Origin of the sequence: Pseudomonas sp. AL03, from assembly GCF_029960815.1 — a bacterium.
Lineage (GTDB): Bacteria > Pseudomonadota > Gammaproteobacteria > Pseudomonadales > Pseudomonadaceae > Aquipseudomonas.
On the sequence record NZ_JASBRE010000018.1, the window covers coordinates 24,300 to 42,298 of the forward strand.

At 57.9% G+C, this 17,999-nt stretch carries 17 protein-coding genes; 13 read left to right on the forward strand and 4 right to left on the reverse strand.

Annotation, left to right across the window (positions count from 1 at the left end):
• The first annotated feature begins 268 nt into the window (after nucleotides 1-268).
• From QK293_RS17950 to QK293_RS17990, 9 genes are all read left to right on the forward strand, one after another.
• Entirely contained in the window at nucleotides 269-1,903 is a 1,635-nt protein-coding gene (locus tag QK293_RS17950; RefSeq protein ID WP_282379381.1) for a methyl-accepting chemotaxis protein, read from the forward strand.
• A gap of 122 nt (nucleotides 1,904-2,025) precedes the next feature.
• The gene (gene pnuC / locus QK293_RS17955; protein WP_282379383.1) at nucleotides 2,026-2,589 is read left to right on the forward strand and encodes a nicotinamide riboside transporter PnuC; all 564 of its coding nucleotides are present in this window, start codon (nucleotides 2,026-2,028) and stop codon (nucleotides 2,587-2,589) included.
• Nucleotides 2,586-3,110 (forward strand): AAA family ATPase, encoded by a 525-nt coding sequence (locus tag QK293_RS17960; RefSeq protein ID WP_282379571.1) that lies wholly within the window; start codon nucleotides 2,586-2,588, stop codon nucleotides 3,108-3,110. Before pnuC ends, QK293_RS17960 begins: the two co-directional genes overlap by 4 nt.
• A 331-nt stretch (nucleotides 3,111-3,441) precedes the next feature.
• Nucleotides 3,442-3,879 (forward strand): hypothetical protein, encoded by a 438-nt coding sequence (locus QK293_RS17965; RefSeq protein WP_282379385.1) that lies wholly within the window; start codon nucleotides 3,442-3,444, stop codon nucleotides 3,877-3,879.
• A gap of 1 nt (nucleotide 3,880) precedes the next feature.
• The gene (locus QK293_RS17970) at nucleotides 3,881-4,453 is read left to right on the forward strand and encodes an adhesin (protein ID WP_282379386.1); all 573 of its coding nucleotides are present in this window, start codon (nucleotides 3,881-3,883) and stop codon (nucleotides 4,451-4,453) included.
• Between the two features lie 51 nt (nucleotides 4,454-4,504).
• Nucleotides 4,505-5,953 carry a heme utilization protein gene (locus QK293_RS17975; RefSeq protein WP_282379387.1) on the forward strand — a complete coding sequence of 483 codons (1,449 nt, stop codon included), beginning with the start codon at nucleotides 4,505-4,507 and terminating at the stop codon, nucleotides 5,951-5,953.
• Nucleotides 5,954-6,016: 63 nt separating this feature from the next.
• Complete coding sequence (locus QK293_RS17980) at nucleotides 6,017-6,697, forward strand: C39 family peptidase (protein ID WP_282379388.1); 681 nt, start codon at nucleotides 6,017-6,019, stop codon at nucleotides 6,695-6,697.
• 34 nt (nucleotides 6,698-6,731) lie between these two features.
• Nucleotides 6,732-7,472, forward strand: a complete 741-nt coding sequence (locus QK293_RS17985) for a hypothetical protein (protein WP_282379390.1) — start codon at nucleotides 6,732-6,734, stop codon at nucleotides 7,470-7,472.
• A 46-nt stretch (nucleotides 7,473-7,518) separates the two neighbouring features.
• A complete protein-coding gene (locus QK293_RS17990; protein WP_282379392.1) occupies nucleotides 7,519-8,799 on the forward strand; it encodes a hypothetical protein in 1,281 nt (426 codons plus the stop codon).
• 169 nt (nucleotides 8,800-8,968) lie between these two features.
• Here the strand turns inward: QK293_RS17990 and QK293_RS17995 are convergent, their stop codons facing one another.
• A complete protein-coding gene (locus tag QK293_RS17995; RefSeq protein ID WP_282379394.1) occupies nucleotides 8,969-10,294 on the reverse strand; it encodes a sigma-54 dependent transcriptional regulator in 1,326 nt (441 codons plus the stop codon).
• Nucleotides 10,295-10,637: 343 nt separating this feature from the next.
• Here QK293_RS17995 and QK293_RS18000 point away from each other — a divergent pair, with 343 nt between their 5' ends.
• The 3 genes from QK293_RS18000 (at nucleotide 10,638) to nhaB (ending at nucleotide 14,013) form a co-directional block, all read left to right on the forward strand.
• On the forward strand, nucleotides 10,638-10,904 hold the full coding sequence (locus QK293_RS18000; RefSeq protein ID WP_282379396.1) for a hypothetical protein: 267 nt from the start codon (nucleotides 10,638-10,640) through the stop codon (nucleotides 10,902-10,904).
• 238 nt (nucleotides 10,905-11,142) lie between these two features.
• The gene (locus QK293_RS18005) at nucleotides 11,143-12,432 is read left to right on the forward strand and encodes a hypothetical protein (protein ID WP_282379398.1); all 1,290 of its coding nucleotides are present in this window, start codon (nucleotides 11,143-11,145) and stop codon (nucleotides 12,430-12,432) included.
• Between the two features lie 78 nt (nucleotides 12,433-12,510).
• On the forward strand, nucleotides 12,511-14,013 hold the full coding sequence (nhaB, locus tag QK293_RS18010; protein ID WP_282379400.1) for a sodium/proton antiporter NhaB: 1,503 nt from the start codon (nucleotides 12,511-12,513) through the stop codon (nucleotides 14,011-14,013).
• 122 nt (nucleotides 14,014-14,135) lie between these two features.
• Here the strand turns inward: nhaB and QK293_RS18015 are convergent, their stop codons facing one another.
• The 3 genes from QK293_RS18015 to gnd are packed head-to-tail and all read right to left on the reverse strand — an operon-like array spanning nucleotide 14,136 to nucleotide 17,457.
• On the reverse strand, nucleotides 14,136-14,960 hold the full coding sequence (locus QK293_RS18015) for an HAD family hydrolase (protein ID WP_282379402.1): 825 nt from the start codon (nucleotides 14,958-14,960) through the stop codon (nucleotides 14,136-14,138).
• Nucleotides 14,957-16,480, reverse strand: a complete 1,524-nt coding sequence (gene zwf / locus QK293_RS18020) for a glucose-6-phosphate dehydrogenase (protein ID WP_282379404.1) — start codon at nucleotides 16,478-16,480, stop codon at nucleotides 14,957-14,959. Before zwf ends, QK293_RS18015 begins: the two co-directional genes overlap by 4 nt.
• Entirely contained in the window at nucleotides 16,477-17,457 is a 981-nt protein-coding gene (gene gnd / locus QK293_RS18025) for a phosphogluconate dehydrogenase (NAD(+)-dependent, decarboxylating) (RefSeq protein WP_282379406.1), read from the reverse strand. Before gnd ends, zwf begins: the two co-directional genes overlap by 4 nt.
• Nucleotides 17,458-17,728: 271 nt before the next feature.
• Here gnd and QK293_RS18030 point away from each other — a divergent pair, with 271 nt between their 5' ends.
• Nucleotides 17,729-17,911, forward strand: a complete 183-nt coding sequence (locus QK293_RS18030) for a DUF6026 family protein (protein ID WP_282379408.1) — start codon at nucleotides 17,729-17,731, stop codon at nucleotides 17,909-17,911.
• The last annotated feature ends 88 nt before the right edge of the window (nucleotides 17,912-17,999 follow it).

Sequence of the window (17,999 nt, forward strand, 5' to 3'; positions counted from 1 at the left end):
AAAGCATGCCCCGTTAATAGGTGTCAGAGCGTTAACTGCGATCAGCGTAGCTGAAGTGCCGCGCGCGCAGGATCCAGACAAAACCGTAAAAATTCCGTGAAAAATCAACTTGGATTCAGGTTTTTCCGTGCGGGGCCGAAATCCTATCAGACAAGTCTGATTAACGCTGCCGCGTTATTGGACTTGGGTCGGATATGACCGATAGGCAAAGTGTGGTTGGATGCTGGCGATCATTTATTACAAGAAAAAAAACCGGAGTGGCAGCGTTATGAACAGCTTGCGCAGTATGTCGATCAGCCGACGTTTGTGGCTCATCTTGATCGTGGCCGTGATGATGCTAATGACGTTGGGCGTTTTGATGCTCAAGCAGATTCACGATGACCTGTACCACGCCAAGGCTCAGAAAACCCAGCATGTGGTGCAAACCGCCAGTGGCATTCTGACCTATTACCACGACCTCGAAACCGCCGGCACGCTCACCCGCGATGCTGCGCAGAAGCAGGCACTGACAGCCGTTCGCGGTCTGCGCTATGACCAGAATGACTACTTCTGGATCAATGACCTGACGCCGGTGATGATCATGCACCCGGCCAACCCGAAGCTCGATGGCCAGAACCTCTCGGCAATCCGCGACCCGGATGGTTTTGCTTTGTTTAACGAAATGGTCGCCGTCGCCAAGAGCAAGGGTGCCGGCACGATCGACTATCGCTGGCCTAAACCGGGGGCCAGTGCGCCGGTAGAAAAAACGTCCTACGTCAAACTGTTCGAGCCTTGGGGTTGGGTGATCGGTTCGGGCGTGTACATCGATGACATGCAAGCCGAATTCTATGCCCAGGTCTGGAAGGCCTCGTTCGTGGGGCTGGTGATTGCCCTGATCATGGCGCTGCTGGTGATCCTGATTGCCCGCAGCATCGTGCGTCCACTGCAGGAAACCGTGAACGCCATGGCTAACATCGCCAGCGGCGAGAGCGACCTGACCCGCAGCCTCGACACCCATGGCCAGGATGAAGTCACGCAACTGGCACGGCACTTCAACGCCTTCACCGCCAAGCTGCGACTGGTGATCAAAGAACTGCAAGTGTCCGCCAGTGCCCTGGGCCAGTCGTCCAGCGAACTGGGCAACGACGCTGCCCAGGCCCAGCAACGCAGCCAGCAACAGTCCCAGCAAATGGAACTGGTGGCCACTGCCATCAATGAAGTGACGTATGGCGTGCACGATGTTGCGAAAAACGCCGAGCACGCCGCCAGCGAAATGCGCGATGCCGAGTCTCAGGCGCAGCAAGGTCAGGTCAATATCGATGGCAGTCTGCAACAGATCGACAAATTGTCGTCCACCATCGATCAGGCGGTGGAAGTGATTCGTACCCTGGCCGCCGAAAGCACGCAGATTGGCAGCGTCCTCGAAGTGATCCGCTCCATCGCCGAGCAAACCAACCTGCTGGCCCTCAACGCGGCCATCGAAGCCGCCCGGGCTGGCGAGCAAGGTCGCGGTTTTGCGGTGGTGGCCGATGAAGTGCGACTGCTGGCCCAGCGCACCCAGAAATCCACAGCGGAGATCCAGTCGATGATCGAGCGCCTGCAAAGTCATTCCGAAGCGGCGGTCAAAGTGATCGGCGACAGCAGCCGTGCATCACAGTTGACCATCGAGCAGGCCGGTCTGGCCGGTGCAAGCCTGAATGCCATTGGCCAGGCGTTGCGCAACCTCAACGGGCTGAACGCCTCCATCGCCAGCGCGACCTTGCAACAGGCGCATGTGGTCGAGGACATCAACCAGAACGTCACCCAGGCAGCCGGTTTGTCCCACAGCACGGCGCTGGCGGCCGAACAGTCGAGCGTGGCCAGCGTTCACCTGAAGGAATTGAGTGAGCAGTTGAACGGTCTGCTCAAGCAGTTCCGGGTGTAACCGCCTTTGTGGCAGTTGCCTAGCTCGGCAGCTGCTACAAAGGACAGCGCACGCCGGTTCTACTCGGTAGCGTCTGCCGTTACAATCCGCCCCCCCTCTTAAACTTCCCCCAAGGAACCGCCATGTCCGGGCTTGAACTGTTTGCCGCCACCCTCGGTGTCATTGCCGTTTGGTTGACGGTCAAACAGAACCCCTGGTGCTGGCCGATCGGCCTGGTCATGGTGCTGCTTTATAGCTGGATCTTTTTTGAGGTGAAGCTGTACTCGGACATGCTGCTGCAGGTGATTTACGCCGCGTTGCAGCTCTATGGCTGGTGGCAGTGGACGCGTGCGGGGGATGCGCAGCAGGGTCGGCAAGTCAGCCTGCTCGACGGTAAATCGGTCGCTTTCGGCCTGGTCATTGGAGCGGTCGGCAGTTTGTTGTTGGGTGCTGCTATGGCGAACTGGACCGATGCCGCCCAACCCTGGCTCGATGCCGCGCTGACGGGGTTCAGCCTGGTGGCGCAATTATGGATGGCGCAAAAACGCGTGCAGTGCTGGCCGCTGTGGATCGTCCTGGACTGTATTTTCGTCGGCCTGTTCCTGTACAAGGGAATGTACCTGACTGCTGCCCTGTATGGTCTGTTCACCCTGCTGGCCATTAAAGGCTGGCGCACATGGCGCAGCGATCCGCTGCTGTGCCCATGAAGGTGTTGGTGCTGGCAGGGCCGGAATCCAGCGGCAAAAGCTGGCTTTCAAGCGAGATTTACGGCAATTTTGGCGGCATATTGGTCGGTGAGTACGTTCGGCATTTCATCGAAAGTGAAGCCCGCGTAACCTGCTATGAAGACATTACATCCATAGCGCATGGCCAACTGAATTGGGAAGATGAAGCACGCGCCAAACAACCGTCACTGTTGATTCTCGATACGCACCTCTTAAGCAATATCCTTTGGAGTCGCACTTTGTTTGGCGCTTGCCCGACGTGGATCGAGCAAGCATTGCTGGCACGGCACTACGACCTGCATTTGCTGCTGAGCCCTGAAACCGTGGCCTGGCATGACGACGGGCAGCGTTGCCAACCGCAACTGGCAGAACGCCAGGCGTTTTTCCAGGCCAGCCGCCAATGGCTTGACCTGCACCGCCAGCCTTGCCAGGTGCTGCAAGGTGATTGGAAACAGCGCAAGGACGTGGCCTTCGAAGCTGTGACGCGCTTGCTCAAGGCCTGACAGGGGTACCCCGCCCTGCCGCAAATGTCCATTCCTGAAACACCCTCCCCTGCGAAAACCCGCGAGCTAAAGCGGCCCGAGCACTCCAGCAAAAAAATGTTAAGCCACTGATACAACCTGCCTTCAACGCCCCTAGCGAGCAATGCCGCCAGCATGGACGACGGTTTTGCGCGGCTCTGTATCAGTGGCGTTACAAAAATTTTTTGACTACCTCGACAATTAACGCCAATCAACTGTTTTTAAAAGAAAAACAAAAACCGGCACACCTTCTGCTCTCTTCCTCGTAACGCTGATAAGGGCCAGCGTTCCACTTACAGAAGGAATTGCCGCTGTGGGGAAATTTGATAAAAAAATCTATAGCCTCCTGCTGATCGGATGCGCACTGGGCTCAAGTGTTTGCCTGCCTGTACAGGCTGATAACGGCATTATCATTATCAAACGTGATGTCCAACCGCGCATGGCAACCCGTCCGCCGGTAATGCCCGACCCTAACCCCACGACCGCCAATGCCAACCCGTCCAAACACATCCTCAGCCAAACGAACGAGTTGAGCGACGGTGACTTTGCCAACGTCGCCAGTGGTGCAGGCATCTCCCGCCTGGTCGCTCAAGGTTCCAACAACCTGGGCGGCAATATCACCAACCAGACCCAGCTTTCCAACCTCCCCGCTGGACGTTCGGGAAATTCGGGTAACGGTATTGCCAACATGGTCAATTCAAACATCCAGCAAGGCCTGGGTGCTCTGAAAGTCATAACGGGAGACCGTTAAGATGAATCGTACGCTGCTGATTATCGCCATGTTTTGCAGTGCAACGACCTTTGCCCAACCTCCCGTCATCAATAACGCCGAAATCGACAGTTCGGGCATGCAGTACCACGGCAACCTCACGGTCAACCAGGCTGCGGGCGATCAACAGCAACAGGCCAACGCCCGGGCCATCGCCATTGGCCATGGAGCCAGCGCGACCACACAGATTCGCCAACGGTTGCGGACGCGGGTCGACCCCAGGATCGATGCCCATTCCAGCATTCAAGGCGATTCCTTCAGCCACGGCAACGGCGTACTGGGCGTCAACCAGAGCGCGGGCGCCAGCAACCAGCAAGCCAACGCACTGCGTATCAGCGTCAGTGCTCAGCCGCAAAGTATCGACGACAGCGTCCTCAGGCAACAGAACGTGACGCTGATCACCAACTCCGATCCAACTGACTCTGCACCAGGCTATCGCCAGGTCGCTACCAGCGATCAGGCCTTCACCGGTAGCCGTGGGGTGATCCAGTTGAATCAGAGCGCCGGGGTGGGAAACCGAACTGCCAACACCCTGAGCGTACGGGTCACGGATTGACCCAAACAGGTAGGTACAACACTTAACCTAAAATAAGTACGGAGAATCACCATGAAACCTTCGATGGCAATAAAGCCTCTGGTTTTTGCAATCGCCGCGGTATTGGCTGTTGCTGCACAAGCTGGTCAGAACGATCGACGTGGTGGCAACCACACCCCTCGTCCAATATGGATCCAAACCGACGCGACTGCCAATGCGAGCGATAGGCAGAACAGTACCGGCAACCGCATCTACAACGAAGGGACTCAGAACTCAGCCGAGATGAGCAGCTCTGGCTCAGGTTCGAGCGGCAACGTCGGCATCAACGTGGCAGCAGGCGCGGGCAACCAACAAGACAACGCGGCCGCCATCGCAAACGCTGGCTCCGACTCCAGTCTCGATAACAGCTTCGTGTTCGGCCATGCCAACGCCAGCGCTAGAGTCCAGCAACACAGCAACAACAACAAGGTCTACAACCACGGCACCACAAACTCTGCCGTTATGAGCGGATCGGCCGATGGCAGCAACGGCAATATGGGGATCAACATTGCTGGCGGCGACCTTAACCAACAGAAAAACACCATGGCAATTGCCAACTCCAACTCCCCGCTGGGTAGCGCAAGAGCCACCGCCTCTGCCAATCAAAACGGTCCTGGCCTGACAGTGAATAACAACGCCGATCGGACGTACCGTGTGGATACGATTACGGTTACCAACACGGCCAGCGGTAGTTTCTCTAAAGATAAGTCATTCGAGGTTAGCGGCAGTGAAAGCGCTTCTTCGAGCTGGGCCGCGGCCGGTTCCAACAGCTCTAATAGCAGCGGTTCCCTAAGCATTGATGTAAGCGGTTCTTCCGCCAGCAATGCGAGTGGTTCCAACAGCAGCGCTGCGAGCGGTTCCAACAGCAGTTCTGCGAGCGGTTCCAACAGCAGTTCTGCGAGCGGTTCTTCGAGTGCATCCTTGAGCGCTTCCTTGGGCGCTACTTTGGACATTGATAAGGCGGCTTCCAGTTCCACTACCGTCAACAATGGCTTTGGCGATCGCACCCGCAGCAGGAGTTCCGAGTCATCGCTTAGCGCATCGCTTGACGCAACGCTTGACGTAGCGGTAGACAAATCGTTCGAAAAATCGCGCGAATCCTCGTTCGACATTTCTCGCGACTCCTCGTACGACAAATCGCATGAATCCTCGTACGACAAATCGCGCAATTCCTCGTTCGAAAAATCGTTCGATAAGTCGTTCGAGAAATCGAACGCCTCCTCGTTCGAAAAATCGGCCAGTCAATCGTCCGAATCCGAGTTCGCAAAAGCGGGAAGCTTCAGTGAGAGCAGTTCATTTGATTTGAGCAACACCTATTCCTATCAAGTGCTGACTCCAACTGGCTGGGCTAACCCTGTGACCAACACTGCAACCCTGAGCGGTTCGGTGAATGGTGGCAGTGGCAACCTGGGCGTCAACGTGGCTGCCGGTGTGGGTAACCAACAAAGCAACTCGCTGGCCATTGCCAACCAATCGTTCTAATTGCTGTCTCTGGAGGCCCCCTTATGGGGGCCTTTTTTCAACACAACCAGAAGGCATCCCACTATGCGCATTATCGCCTTGGCATTTTTGCTTTGTGTGACCAGTGTGAGCGAGGCTGCACAAATACCGCTTTCCGTCCTGCCGGGTGGCGCGGTGGTGTTCAAGCCGATCCAAAGCGTGCGTGAGCGCAAGTTTTCCGACCTGGTGCAACAGAAAACCGACTTCAGTTGCGGCGCAGCTGCGCTGGCGACCGTATTGCGCCAGGCCTATTGGCTGGACGTAAACGAAGAACAAATCATCGAAGGCATGCTGTCACACTCCGACCAGGATCTTGTCCGCGTCCAGGGCTTCTCCATGCTCGACATGAAGCGTTACGTGGAAAGTATCGGCATGCGGGCCCGTGGCTACCGGGTAGCGCCGGAAACGTTGAGCGAAATCAGAATTCCGGTTGTGGTCCTCTTGGATATCCGTGGCTACAAACATTTTGTGGTCATGCAAAGAGTCGATAAGGGCTGGGTCTATATCGGAGATCCGGTACTCGGTCATAAACGTTACAAAGTCGACGACTTTGTCAAAGGCTGGAACGGCATCATCTTTGCCGTCATCGGCCAAGGCTACGACAAAACCAATGCGTTGCTCGACCCACCCCTGCCACTGACCGCCAAGAACCGCATCAACACCTTCAGCCCGGTGCAAGACGCAGAGTTGATGGATTTCGGATTCATCCAAAGCGACTTCTTCTAATAACAAGGGAGCACGACGCTCCGGGAGCATTCCAATGAAGACTCCAATCTGGCTGGCCGTGGTTTGCCTGGCCGCCAGCCTGCCGACCCCTGCACAGACGTTCAAACCCATTGAGCTGAATGATCAGGAATTGGCGACCCTGCGAGGCCGCTATGTCATGCCGGGACGGATCATCAGTTTCGGCATTGTCATGACCAGCACTTGGCAAAATGCCAACGGTGAAGTGATCGGGGCAACTTCCTCGATGCACATTCAACAATCGACCATCAAGCCACAGTTCTATGTGTCGATAATCAACGAAAAAGGTAATGGCTCAGCGCGTTCGCAAGGCACCGGTACCGTCACTGGCGGCAGCGGCCTCAACAGCACCGAAGGCGTCACTCAAGTCGTGCGTGTTGCCGGCGACCATAACGCTGCCTACAACAACGTTGATATCAACGTCACAAAGGCTAACCAAGCGCCAGCAACGCAACAGCAGGGCCAGGCATTGGCCGCAGGCTCGACGATGGTCGGCGCCAATGGCGCGGGCTCGCTGAGCATTTCCTCGACCGGTGCTGGTGTGCAACTCAACATCGTGGCCAACAACAACCAGGGCAGTACCGTACAACGCCTGGCCCAGGGTGGGCTGATGCAGAACACGACGTTGCTCGGCGGTGGCAACCAGGTCAGCAACCTCACGTCCTTCAATGTCGTGCTGCGTGACAACGTGCCGACAGCCGGGTCGCTGAACGGCAACCTGGACCAGCTCAAAGGCCTTCGCACTCTCGGATTCTGATCTACGCTCAGTCTCATCAGATGTAATCAGAAGGGACGGCTAACCCATGCACCGATCGTTAACGTTCAGAGCTATCGTTTGTTTGAGTAGCCTGGCCCCGGTCACACTGCTATACGCAGCACCGGACCCCCAGGTCGAAATACTAAAACAAGAACTCATGGAGTTGAAACAGCGTTACGAAGCACAACAGAACGCGCTGATGGTACTCGAGCAACGCGTTCGCCAAGTCGAAGAAACACCTGCGACACCTGCTCCCAAACGCCTGACCAAATCCCCCGCCGAAACGACCAAGGGTGGCCAGACGGTGGCCGCCGGTGCGCCGGGAACCACAGGCAGTTCATACGGCCAATCGCTCAAGGATGATTCGGAGCCTGCGCAAAGCGTTTCCAACCTGTATGACGAAGCCAGCGGCTTCTTCGGTGGCGGCAAGTTCAGCCTCGAAACCGGCCTGACCTACACGCACTACGATACCCGTGCGCTGACGCTCAATGGCTTCCTGGCACTGGACTCGATTTTCCTCGGTAACATCAACCTCGACCGTATCAAGGCGGATAACTGGACCCTGGACCTGACCGCCCGCTACAACGTGGCACAACGCTGGCAGTTCGATATTAACGTCCCCGTGGTTTATCGCGAATCAACGTATTCCTCCGGTGGCGCCGGTGGCGCGGGCCCGGTGACGTCGGACGCAACCGTTACCCGCGACCCGACCATCGGCGATGTGAACGTTGGCGTTGCTTACAAGTTTCTGGATGAGTCGGCCAACCTGCCCGACGCGGTCGTTACACTGCGCGTCAAGGCGCCGACCGGTAAAGACCCTTACGGCATCAAGCTGGTCAATGACCCAAACAACGATAACCTCTCGGTACCCGAGGACTTGCCTACCGGCAATGGTGTCTGGTCGATCACCCCGGGTATCTCGCTGGTCAAGACCTTCGACCCGGCCGTGCTGTTCGGCAGCCTGGCCTACACCTACAACATGGAAGACTCTTTCAGCGACATCAGCCCTCAGATCAACTCCAAGGTGCCCGGGGACGTGAAACTGGGCAATTCCTGGCAGGTTGGCGCCGGCATTGCATTCGCCTTGAACGAGAAGATGAGTATGTCGTTCTCGTTCACCGATCAGTTCGCCCGCAAGAGCAAGATCAAGCCGGACGGTGGTGATTGGCAATCGATTTCCAACAGCGATTACAACTCGGCCAACTTCAACATCGGCATGACCCTGGCAGCAACCGATAACCTGACGATCGTTCCCAACCTGGCCATCGGCCTGACCGACGACTCGCCAGACTTTTCCTTCAGCCTGAAATTCCCGTACTACTTCTAATCCGGACCCCACGAAAAAGCCCGCTTTTTCGGCGGGTTTTTTTGTTGATCCTGTAGGAGCGAGGCTTGCCCGCGAAGAACGATAGCGCGGTGATTCAGTTAAACCGCGTAGCGTTCTTCGCGGGCAAGTCGGATCGCCGCACCGCTCGCTCCTACGGGTCTGCAATCGCTCAACGTATCTGATGCTTGTGCAACAAACGGTAGAAGGTAGGCCTGGATATCCCCAGCACCCTGGCGGCGATGCTCAAATTATCGCTGTGGCGGTTAAGTACATCGCATAAGGCCTGGCGCTCTGCCCGGTGCTTGTAGTCTTCCAGCGTGCCCATCGGCGCGGCAAGGGCCTGATGGCTGATCAGCCCCAGGTCTCGCGCTTCGATCTGCCGGCCTTCGGCCAGTACCAACCCGCGACGTACCCGGTTGGCCAGCTCGCGAACATTGCCCGGCCAGTCATGCTTGCCCATGGCAATCAAGGCGTCTTCACTGAAGCTGCGCGGACGGCGGCCGGTTTCATGGCTGTAGAAATGGGAAAAATGGTTGGCCAGCATCGACAGATCGCCATTGCGCTCACGCAGGGGCGCGGTCGCGACCTGCAACACGTTCAGGCGATAATACAGATCTTCGCGAAAGCGTTTCTTCTCGATCGCGGCCTCAAGATCGACATGGGTCGCGGCCAACACCCGCACATCCACGGGAATCGGCTGACTGCCGCCCACCCGCTCGATGTGTTTTTCCTGGAGGAAACGCAACAGGTTCGCCTGCAGCTCCAGGGGCAGATCACCGATCTCGTCGAGAAACAGCGTGCCGCCGTTGGCCGCTTCGATCCGTCCGACCTTGCGTTGATGGGCGCCAGTAAAGGCACCCTTCTCGTGGCCGAACAGTTCGGACTGGATCAGGTGCTCGGGAATAGCCCCGCAGTTGATCGCGACAAAGGGTTTACTGTGGCGCAGGGATTGTCGATGCAGCGTGCGGGCGACCAGTTCTTTACCTGTCCCGCTTTCGCCGCGAATCAACACCGGCGACTCGGTGGGCGCCAGTTTGCTTAATAGCTTGCGCAGTTCGCGTATAGGCTTGCTGTCGCCCAGCAGTTCGTGCTCGGGCTGATCGATATGAACCGTGCCCTGCCCGCGCAGGCGCGCCATGCCAAAGGCCCGACCCAGTGTGACCTGGACCCTGGAGACATCGAACGGCAACGTATGAAAATCGAAAAACCACTCGCAGACAAAGTCCCCGACGTTCTGTAGCCGCAGGACTTCCTGGTTGAGCACGGCGATCCACTCGGTACCGCTGCGGCTGATCACCTCTTTGACGGCATCCGGGTGATCGAGATGACAGGGCTGCAAACGTAACAAACCCACGTCACAGGCCCGGTCGGCGGCGTTTTCCAGCGAACAGCTGTCAACGTCCCAACCTACGGAGCGTAATCCCGGTAACAGACGATGGCAGTCGTCGCAGGGATCCACCACTAATAAACGTCGTAAGGCAGGCGCTTCGTTCATGAAAGTTCCTTGGCGCCAAACTTTAGGAATTTTTATTAAAAACAGTCATTTGGCGGATCTGGCTGTAACATTAGCAAGAATTTGACGGGAGCTTGTACCGTTTGACTATAGGCCTGCTGCGTATTGAGTTATAAGAAGCGGTTTTTCCAGCTACCTGACGAGTGTTTCCTTACATTGCGCTTTCAAAGCGAGCCTCATTCCCGAGGACAAGAAAGAAAATTGAAATTTCTTTTGATTGTGTGTGACCCAAGCCCTGGTTGCGGGCATCAGTACAAGTAACCAGCCGAACGGTAAGCCCAACCGACGGCACATCACTTGATTGGGCACACAGAGAGAAAATCCCATGACCGCCCCGCTCCGTATCAACGAAGCTCTTTTGATTGCCGACCGCGCGTTCAAGCCATTTCAATGCGTGGCCTGGGCCCCACAAGACGGCAATGGCGAACTCAGCCTGACCGTTATCGATCGCACCAACACCCGCATCAGTCGCACACAGATCCCAAGCAGTGCGTATTCCGATCCTGCACAACTTGAAAGCTTGCTCGAACAGGCACGCGCCGAGTTAAGTCAGGACGGTTATCAACTGCAATCGTGGTCGATGCCACACTAAGCATGTTGCGGGTTACTTATCGGTAACCCGCACCTCCCCGATTATTTTTCGAAGTTGCACGCAGTGAACTACTTGGCAGGCTTGCCAGTGGTTCGAAAAGACACTGTTCTGGCACACAGCGACCCTCCGTTTATTAGTTCTGACAGTTGTGCATCTAATCATTCAAGGATTGAATGATTTCCTTATACAGTCGCCCCCCCACCTCCTGGATCAGGACGACTCGCAAGGAGCTGCGTGCATGTCACTCCAGACAGCGGTTGCCTCACCTGCAGCACTGAACGACGCCGGAACGCTCGATACAACCTTTGCCGGCACCGGCAAAACCCAAGTGTATTTTGCTGGCAGCCTCTCAAGCATGGCCAACGGCGTGGCGATTGATTCACGTGGCAGGTTGTTGGTCGCGGCGAAGGTCGAAACGCGGGGCGGCAACCGCTTTGGTCTGGCTCGCCTGCTTGAGGACGGCTCGGCAGATCTGGCGTTCGGCAGTAAAGGCAGCGTCATCGGGCAATTTGAACACGGCTTCGAGGCCATGGCCGGCAGCGTCCAGGTTTTGCCCGATGGGCACATTCTGGTCGCCGGCCTGCACTACGAAGATGCTCGCCGGACACTGCCCGCCCTCGCCCTGTTTGATCAGCATGGCCAGCCGGTCCAATGTTTTGGCGACAATGGCCGCTGCGTCGTGCGTCTGCCAGGCGGTCTTTCCCGGGGTGTGCGTAACGCCTGGCTACCACCCGGCGTACCGGGAGCAGAAGCCTGTGATGTGTGCGTGCAGGAGGACGGTCGAATCCTGCTGCAGGCCAATCATCACTTCGAACTGGCCGATCATGTTGGCATCCTGATACGACTCAACACCGATGGCTCGCTGGACGATACCTTCAACGGTCGTGGCTTCGTGATTGTCAGGCACTTGCTGATGAACACCTGGCTCAGCAGCCTGAGGGTGCAACAAGACGGTCGAATCCTGGTGGGCGGGTCGATCAACTTCCCTGAAGAGGGTCTGCTGGCCCGCTATCACACCGACGGCAGGCTCGACAATTGTTTCGCCGTGGATGGTTTTATGACCTTCAAGGCACGGGGGTATAGCGCTCAGGTCAGCCAGGTCGTCCAACAGGAAAATGGCGATGTGCAGTGTTTTGGCAGCAGCCGCGACCCGATGCACTGCCTGGCACTGAGAGTAAACAGCAACGGTCGCCCGGACATTCATTGCAATGGAGGCCACGCCCAGTTGCTGCAGATCGGCCACAGTGGCTGCCAGTGGACTGCCGCGCAGGCATTGCCGGACGGTTGTGTGCTGACGGTCGGGGCAACGATCGGCGCTGTCGAGGCGGATTTCATTCTGGCCCGGCATCTGCCTGACGGGCAACTCGATCACAGCTTCGGCAATGGCGCCGGTTGGGTTTGCACTCACCTGAGCCGCAGCCTGGATACCGCGACTTCAGTGATCATCCAGACCGATGGAAACATTGTCGTAGGTGGCTATTCACAGGATGGCAATTATCGGGCGGTCGTCGCCCGCTATCGGGGGTAGGCCTGCATAGTTTTCCTACACTTGATCTTCTCTTCCGCTTACGGCAAGTTGCGCGCTTCTTAATGCAAGGAGTAGCCGATGCCCGGTTCAATGGCTCAGGCGTTCGCGCACAATTTTCTCGGGCATTCACCCCGCTGGTACAAGGCAAGCATTGTTGGCTTCCTGATTCTCAACGCACTGGTGTTGTGGACCGTAGGCCCAGTGGCGGCCGGTTGGCTGCTGGTGCTGGAATTCATCTTCACCCTGGCCATGGCGCTCAAGTGTTATCCGTTGATGCCCGGCGGCTTGCTGCTGGTCGAAGCGCTGCTGCTGAAGATGACCACGCCCCAGGCACTCTACGACGAACTGGTGCACAACTTTCCGGTGATCCTGCTGCTGATGTTCATGGTCGCCGGCATCTACTTCATGAAAGACCTGCTGTTGTTTCTGTTCTCACGGCTGCTGCTCGGGGTTCGCTCCAAGGCGCTGCTGGCGTTGATGTTCTGCTTCCTGTCGGCGTTTCTGTCGGCGTTTCTTGATGCCTTGACGGTAACCGCTGTGATCATCAGTGCGTCCGTCGGGTTTTACTCGGTATATCACCGCGTTGCCTCGGGCAATGATCCGCGTCAGGACAGCGAGTTTGGCGATGACCAGCACCTGCCCAAACTCCATCACGCCGACCTCGAACAATTCCGTGCCTTTCTGCGCAGTCTGCTGATGCACGGCGCCGTGGGTACCGCGCTGGGCGGTGTTTGCACATTGGTCGGTGAGCCGCAGAACCTGTTGATCGGCCACGAGATGGGCTGGCACTTCGCTGAGTTCTTTCTGAAAGTCGCCCCGGTTTCATTGCCGGTCCTGGTGGCAGGTCTGGTGACCTGCGTCCTGCTGGAGAAGTTGCGCTGGTTCGGTTACGGCACGCTGTTACCGGACAACGTGCGTGTGGTACTGGCCAATTACGCCGCCGAAGACAATGCCGAACGCACCTCACGCCAACGTGCAGCGCTCATCGTGCAGGCATTGGCAGCGCTGATTCTGATTGCGGGGCTGGCGTTCCACATTGCCGAGGTCGGCCTGATCGGCTTGATGGTGATCGTGCTGATCACCGCGTTCACTGGCATCACCGACGAGCACCGAATCGGCAACGCGTTCAAAGATGCCATGCCGTTCACAGCGCTGTTGGTGGTGTTTTTCGCGGTGGTGGCGGTGATTCACGATCAGCAACTGTTCACGCCTTTGATCCAGTGGGTGCTGGCCCTGCCGGCGGATCAACAGCCGGGCATGCTGTTTATTGCCAACGGTTTGCTGTCGGCCATCAGCGACAACGTGTTCGTGGCGACCATTTACATCACCGAAGTGAAACAGGCCTTCCTCTCCGGCCACATGAGCCGTGAGCATTTCGAGACGCTGGCGATTGCGATCAACACCGGCACCAACCTGCCGAGCGTGGCGACACCCAATGGTCAGGCTGCGTTTCTGTTCCTGCTGACCTCGGCGATTGCACCGCTGATTCGCCTGTCGTACGGGCGGATGGTGTGGATGGCGTTGCCGTACACCGTGGTGATGGGTGTGTTGGGGTGGTATGCAGTGAGTTTCTGGCTTTGAGTCAGCAGGTTTGACGCCTTCGCGGGCAAGTCGGATCGCCGCACCGCTCGCCCCTACAGGGGTGAATCTGTAGGAGCGAGCGGTGCGGCGATCCGACTTGCCCGCGAAGAACGATAACGCGGTTAACCTGCGTTGAGGATATAGCGCTCGATTGCCTGCGCCGCGCCGTCCTCGGTATTGGCGCCAGTCACCACATCGGCCTGGCGCTTCACCGCCTCTTCCGACTGCCCCATGGCGATCGACAAGCCTGCGCGATGAAACATCGCCGGGTCGTTACCGCCGTCGCCCAGCGCCGCGGTCTGCTCCAGCGGCACACCGAGAAATTTGGCCAGTGTCGCCAGCGCTGCGCCCTTATTCGCCTGCATCGCGGTCACGTCCAGGTACACCGGCTGTGAACGCGAGACCTGCGCCTGGCTCTCAACCTTGGGCAGCAGCTGCGCTTCCAGTTCGATCAACAACTGAGTGTTATTGCTGGTGGCGACGATCTTGTCGATACGCTCAAGAAAAGGCTCGAAGCTCTCGACCACCACCGGCGGATAGCCCAGCCCGTGCTGTTCGCGAGGGACCATCGGCCCGTTCGGATCCTTCAACAGCCAGTCGCCCCCGCTGAACACCCAGACTTCAACGTCTTGTTGATCGGAAAACAGCGCCAATGCCGTCAGCGCAGCCGTCGCCGGCAAGTAATGCGCGACCAGTAAACTGCCGTCCGGATTGACGATGGTGCCACCGTTGAAGGCGGCTGTCGGCAGGTCGACGCCCAAGGCTTCGATCTGCTGCAACATGGCTTTCGGCGGACGGCCAGTGGCCAGGCTGAACAGCACGCCGGCCTCGCGCAAGGAACGAACCGCTTCAATGGTGCGCTGGCTGAGGCTGTGATCGGGCAGTAGCAAGGTGCCGTCCATGTCGCTGAGCAGAAAACGGATGGGATGTTGCGTTGCATCACTCATCCGAGGCTGTGCCAAACGCGACCGTCGCGGGTCAGCAATTCTTCCCCAGCCTTCGGCCCGTCTTCGCCAGCGGCATACCTCTGTACGCTCGCGTCCTGCTGCCAGGCATCGAGGAACGGCTGCACGGCGCGCCAGCCATTCTCGATGTTGTCGGCGCGCTGGAACAGCGTCTGATCGCCCGTCAGGCAATCGTAGATCAGCGTTTCGTAGCCGGTGGACGGCTGCATTTCAAAGAAATCCTTGTAGGCAAAGCCCAGTTCGATATTGGCCATCTTCAAGGCCGGACCGGGTCGTTTGGCCAGCAGATCGAACCACATGCCTTCGTTGGGCTGAATCTGGATCCGCAGGTAGGTCGGTTGCAGCTCATCGACCTCGGTATCGCGGAACTGCGCATACGGCGCCGGTTTGAAGCAGATGACAATCTCGGTATCGCGCACGCTCATGCGCTTGCCGGTGCGCAGGTAGAACGGCACGCCGACCCAGCGCCAGTTGTCGATCATGACTTTCAGCGCGACATAGGTTTCGGTGTTGCTGTCGGGCGCCACGTTGTTTTCCTGGCGATAACCCGGCAACACCTTGCCGTCGACCTCGCCGGCTGCGTATTGGCCGCGCACCGAGTTGGCCAGCGCTTCCTCCACCGACCAGGGGCGAATCGCACCGACCACCTTGGCTTTCTCGCCGCGTACGGCATCAGCGCCGAAGGCGGCCGGCGGCTCCATCGCGACCATCGCCAGCAATTGGAACAGGTGATTGGGCACCATGTCCCGCAAGGCGCCGGTGTGTTCATAAAAACTGCCGCGGGTTTCCACGCCGACGGTTTCGGCGGCGGTGATTTGTACGTGGTCGATGTAGTGATTGTTCCAGAACGCTTCGAACAGGCTATTGGAGAACCGGCTGATCAGAATGTTCTGCACGGTTTCCTTGCCCAGATAGTGATCGATTCGGTAGATCTGGTTTTCCGTCATCACCTTCAGCAAGCAAGCGTTCAAGGCTTCGGCGGTGTGCAGATCGGAACCGAAAGGTTTTTCGATCACCACCCGTCTGAACGCTTCAGGGGTTTCCGCAAGCAACCCGGCGGCACCGAGACGGCGCACCACCTCGCTGAAAAAGCGTGGCGCGGTGGCCAGGTAGAAGACGGCGTTGCCGGTGCCGCTGGCGGCGATTTTCGCCGCCAGTGCTTGATAGGTGCTGTCGTCCAGGAAGTCACCCTGGACGTAGCTGATGCCTTTGGCCAGTTTGGCCCACAAGTCCGGGTCAAGGGCTTGATCGCCCTTGCCGACCTTGGCGGCCACTTCGGCTCGAATGAAATCTTCGAGTTTTTTCGCAAAGGCTTCGTCGGTGATGGCGTTGTGGTCAACGCCGATGATCCGCAGTCCATCCCCAAGCAGACCGTCACGACTCAGGTTGTACAGCGCCGGCATCAGCAGACGCTTGACCAGGTCACCATGGGCACCGAACAGGAACAGCGTGGTCGGTGGTGCGGGTTCTGCCTTGGATTTATTGCGGATCAAGCGGGTCATTTTTTCGCAGTCTCCACGTGGCCGCCGAAGCCGAAGCGCTGGGCCGAGAGAATCTTGTCGCCAAAGGTGCCTTGCCCGCGCGAACGGTAGCGCGAGAACAGCGAGTTCGACAGCACCGGTACGGGCACCGATTGCTCCATGGCGGCTTCGATGGTCCAGCGACCTTCACCGCTGTCAGCCACGGCGCCTGTGTAACCGTCGAGTTTCGGATCGCTGGCCAACGCGTCGGCGGTCAGGTCGAGCAACCAGGACGACACGACGCTGCCACGGCGCCAGACTTCGGCGATGTCGGCCACGTTCAGGTCAAAACGCTGATCTTCCGGCAGGTTAGTGCTGGCCTTGGTCTTGAGAATGTCGAAGCCTTCGGCGAAGGCCTGCATCATTCCGTATTCGATGCCGTTGTGGATCATTTTCACGAAATGGCCAGAACCGGCCGGGCCGGCGTGGATGTAACCGCGCTCGGCACGATCGTCTTCGGACTTGCGGTCCTTCGTCCGCGGGATGTCGCCCAGGCCCGGTGCAAGGCTCTCGAACAGCGGATCAAGGCGTTTAACCACCTCGGCTTCGCCGCCGATCATCATGCAGTAACCACGCTCCAGGCCCCAGACGCCGCCGGAGGTGCCGACGTCGATGTAGTGCAGGCCTTTCTCCGATAGGGTTTTCGCCCGGCGGATGTCGTCCTTATAGAAGGTGTTGCCGCCGTCGATAATGGTATCGCCGGCTTCAAGCAAGGTGCTCAGGGTGTCGATGGTGTCTTCGGTCGGTGCGCCGGCCGGCAGCATGACCCACACCGCACGTGGTTTGGCCAGGCCAGCGACCAGCGCCGGCAGGTCGATGACGCCAGAGGCGCCTTCTGCGGCCAGGGTGTCGACAAAGGCGGTATTGCGGTCGTAAACAACGGTGGTATGCCCGTTGAGCATCAGGCGCCGCGCAATATTGCCGCCCATGCGGCCCAGTCCAATAATCCCGAGTTGCATGTACTGATGCTCCCTACTACAAATAATGTGTGTCAAAGGTTATAGCCCAACGCGACTAATGTGGGTTAGTCCAGAGCGTTGGCACATAGTTTCCGGGCATTGTGCCCGATCCAGACCGATAACGTCGGTAATCGCGCTGACGACACAACGACCGTGAAAAATAAAAAAGTTCCCTTCTGAGGCAAAAGAAATCAAAATTGGCGCCGATAGTAATTCAGCACCCGATCTCGGGGCGGTTTTACAGTTGAGGCAGCCATTTGCGAGGTGAGCAATGGGCACAGTACATGCAGCACGGCCAGCACAAACCCTTTACGTCACGATCCGTCGTGATGAATTGCGCCAATTGAAAGACGAGCGCGACCAGTTGAGGCAGGAGCTCGCGCAATTGCGCTTGTTGACACAAGGCACTCAGACCCAGCCCTTACCTGTCGCCCACCATGCCCCTCACGCCTGATCCCCTCGCTTGAGTCGGAAACAGCCCTCTGCTGTTTCCGACAACGCTTCGACGCCTCGCCAATCCTGGCATCTCACAAAGTTTTCAC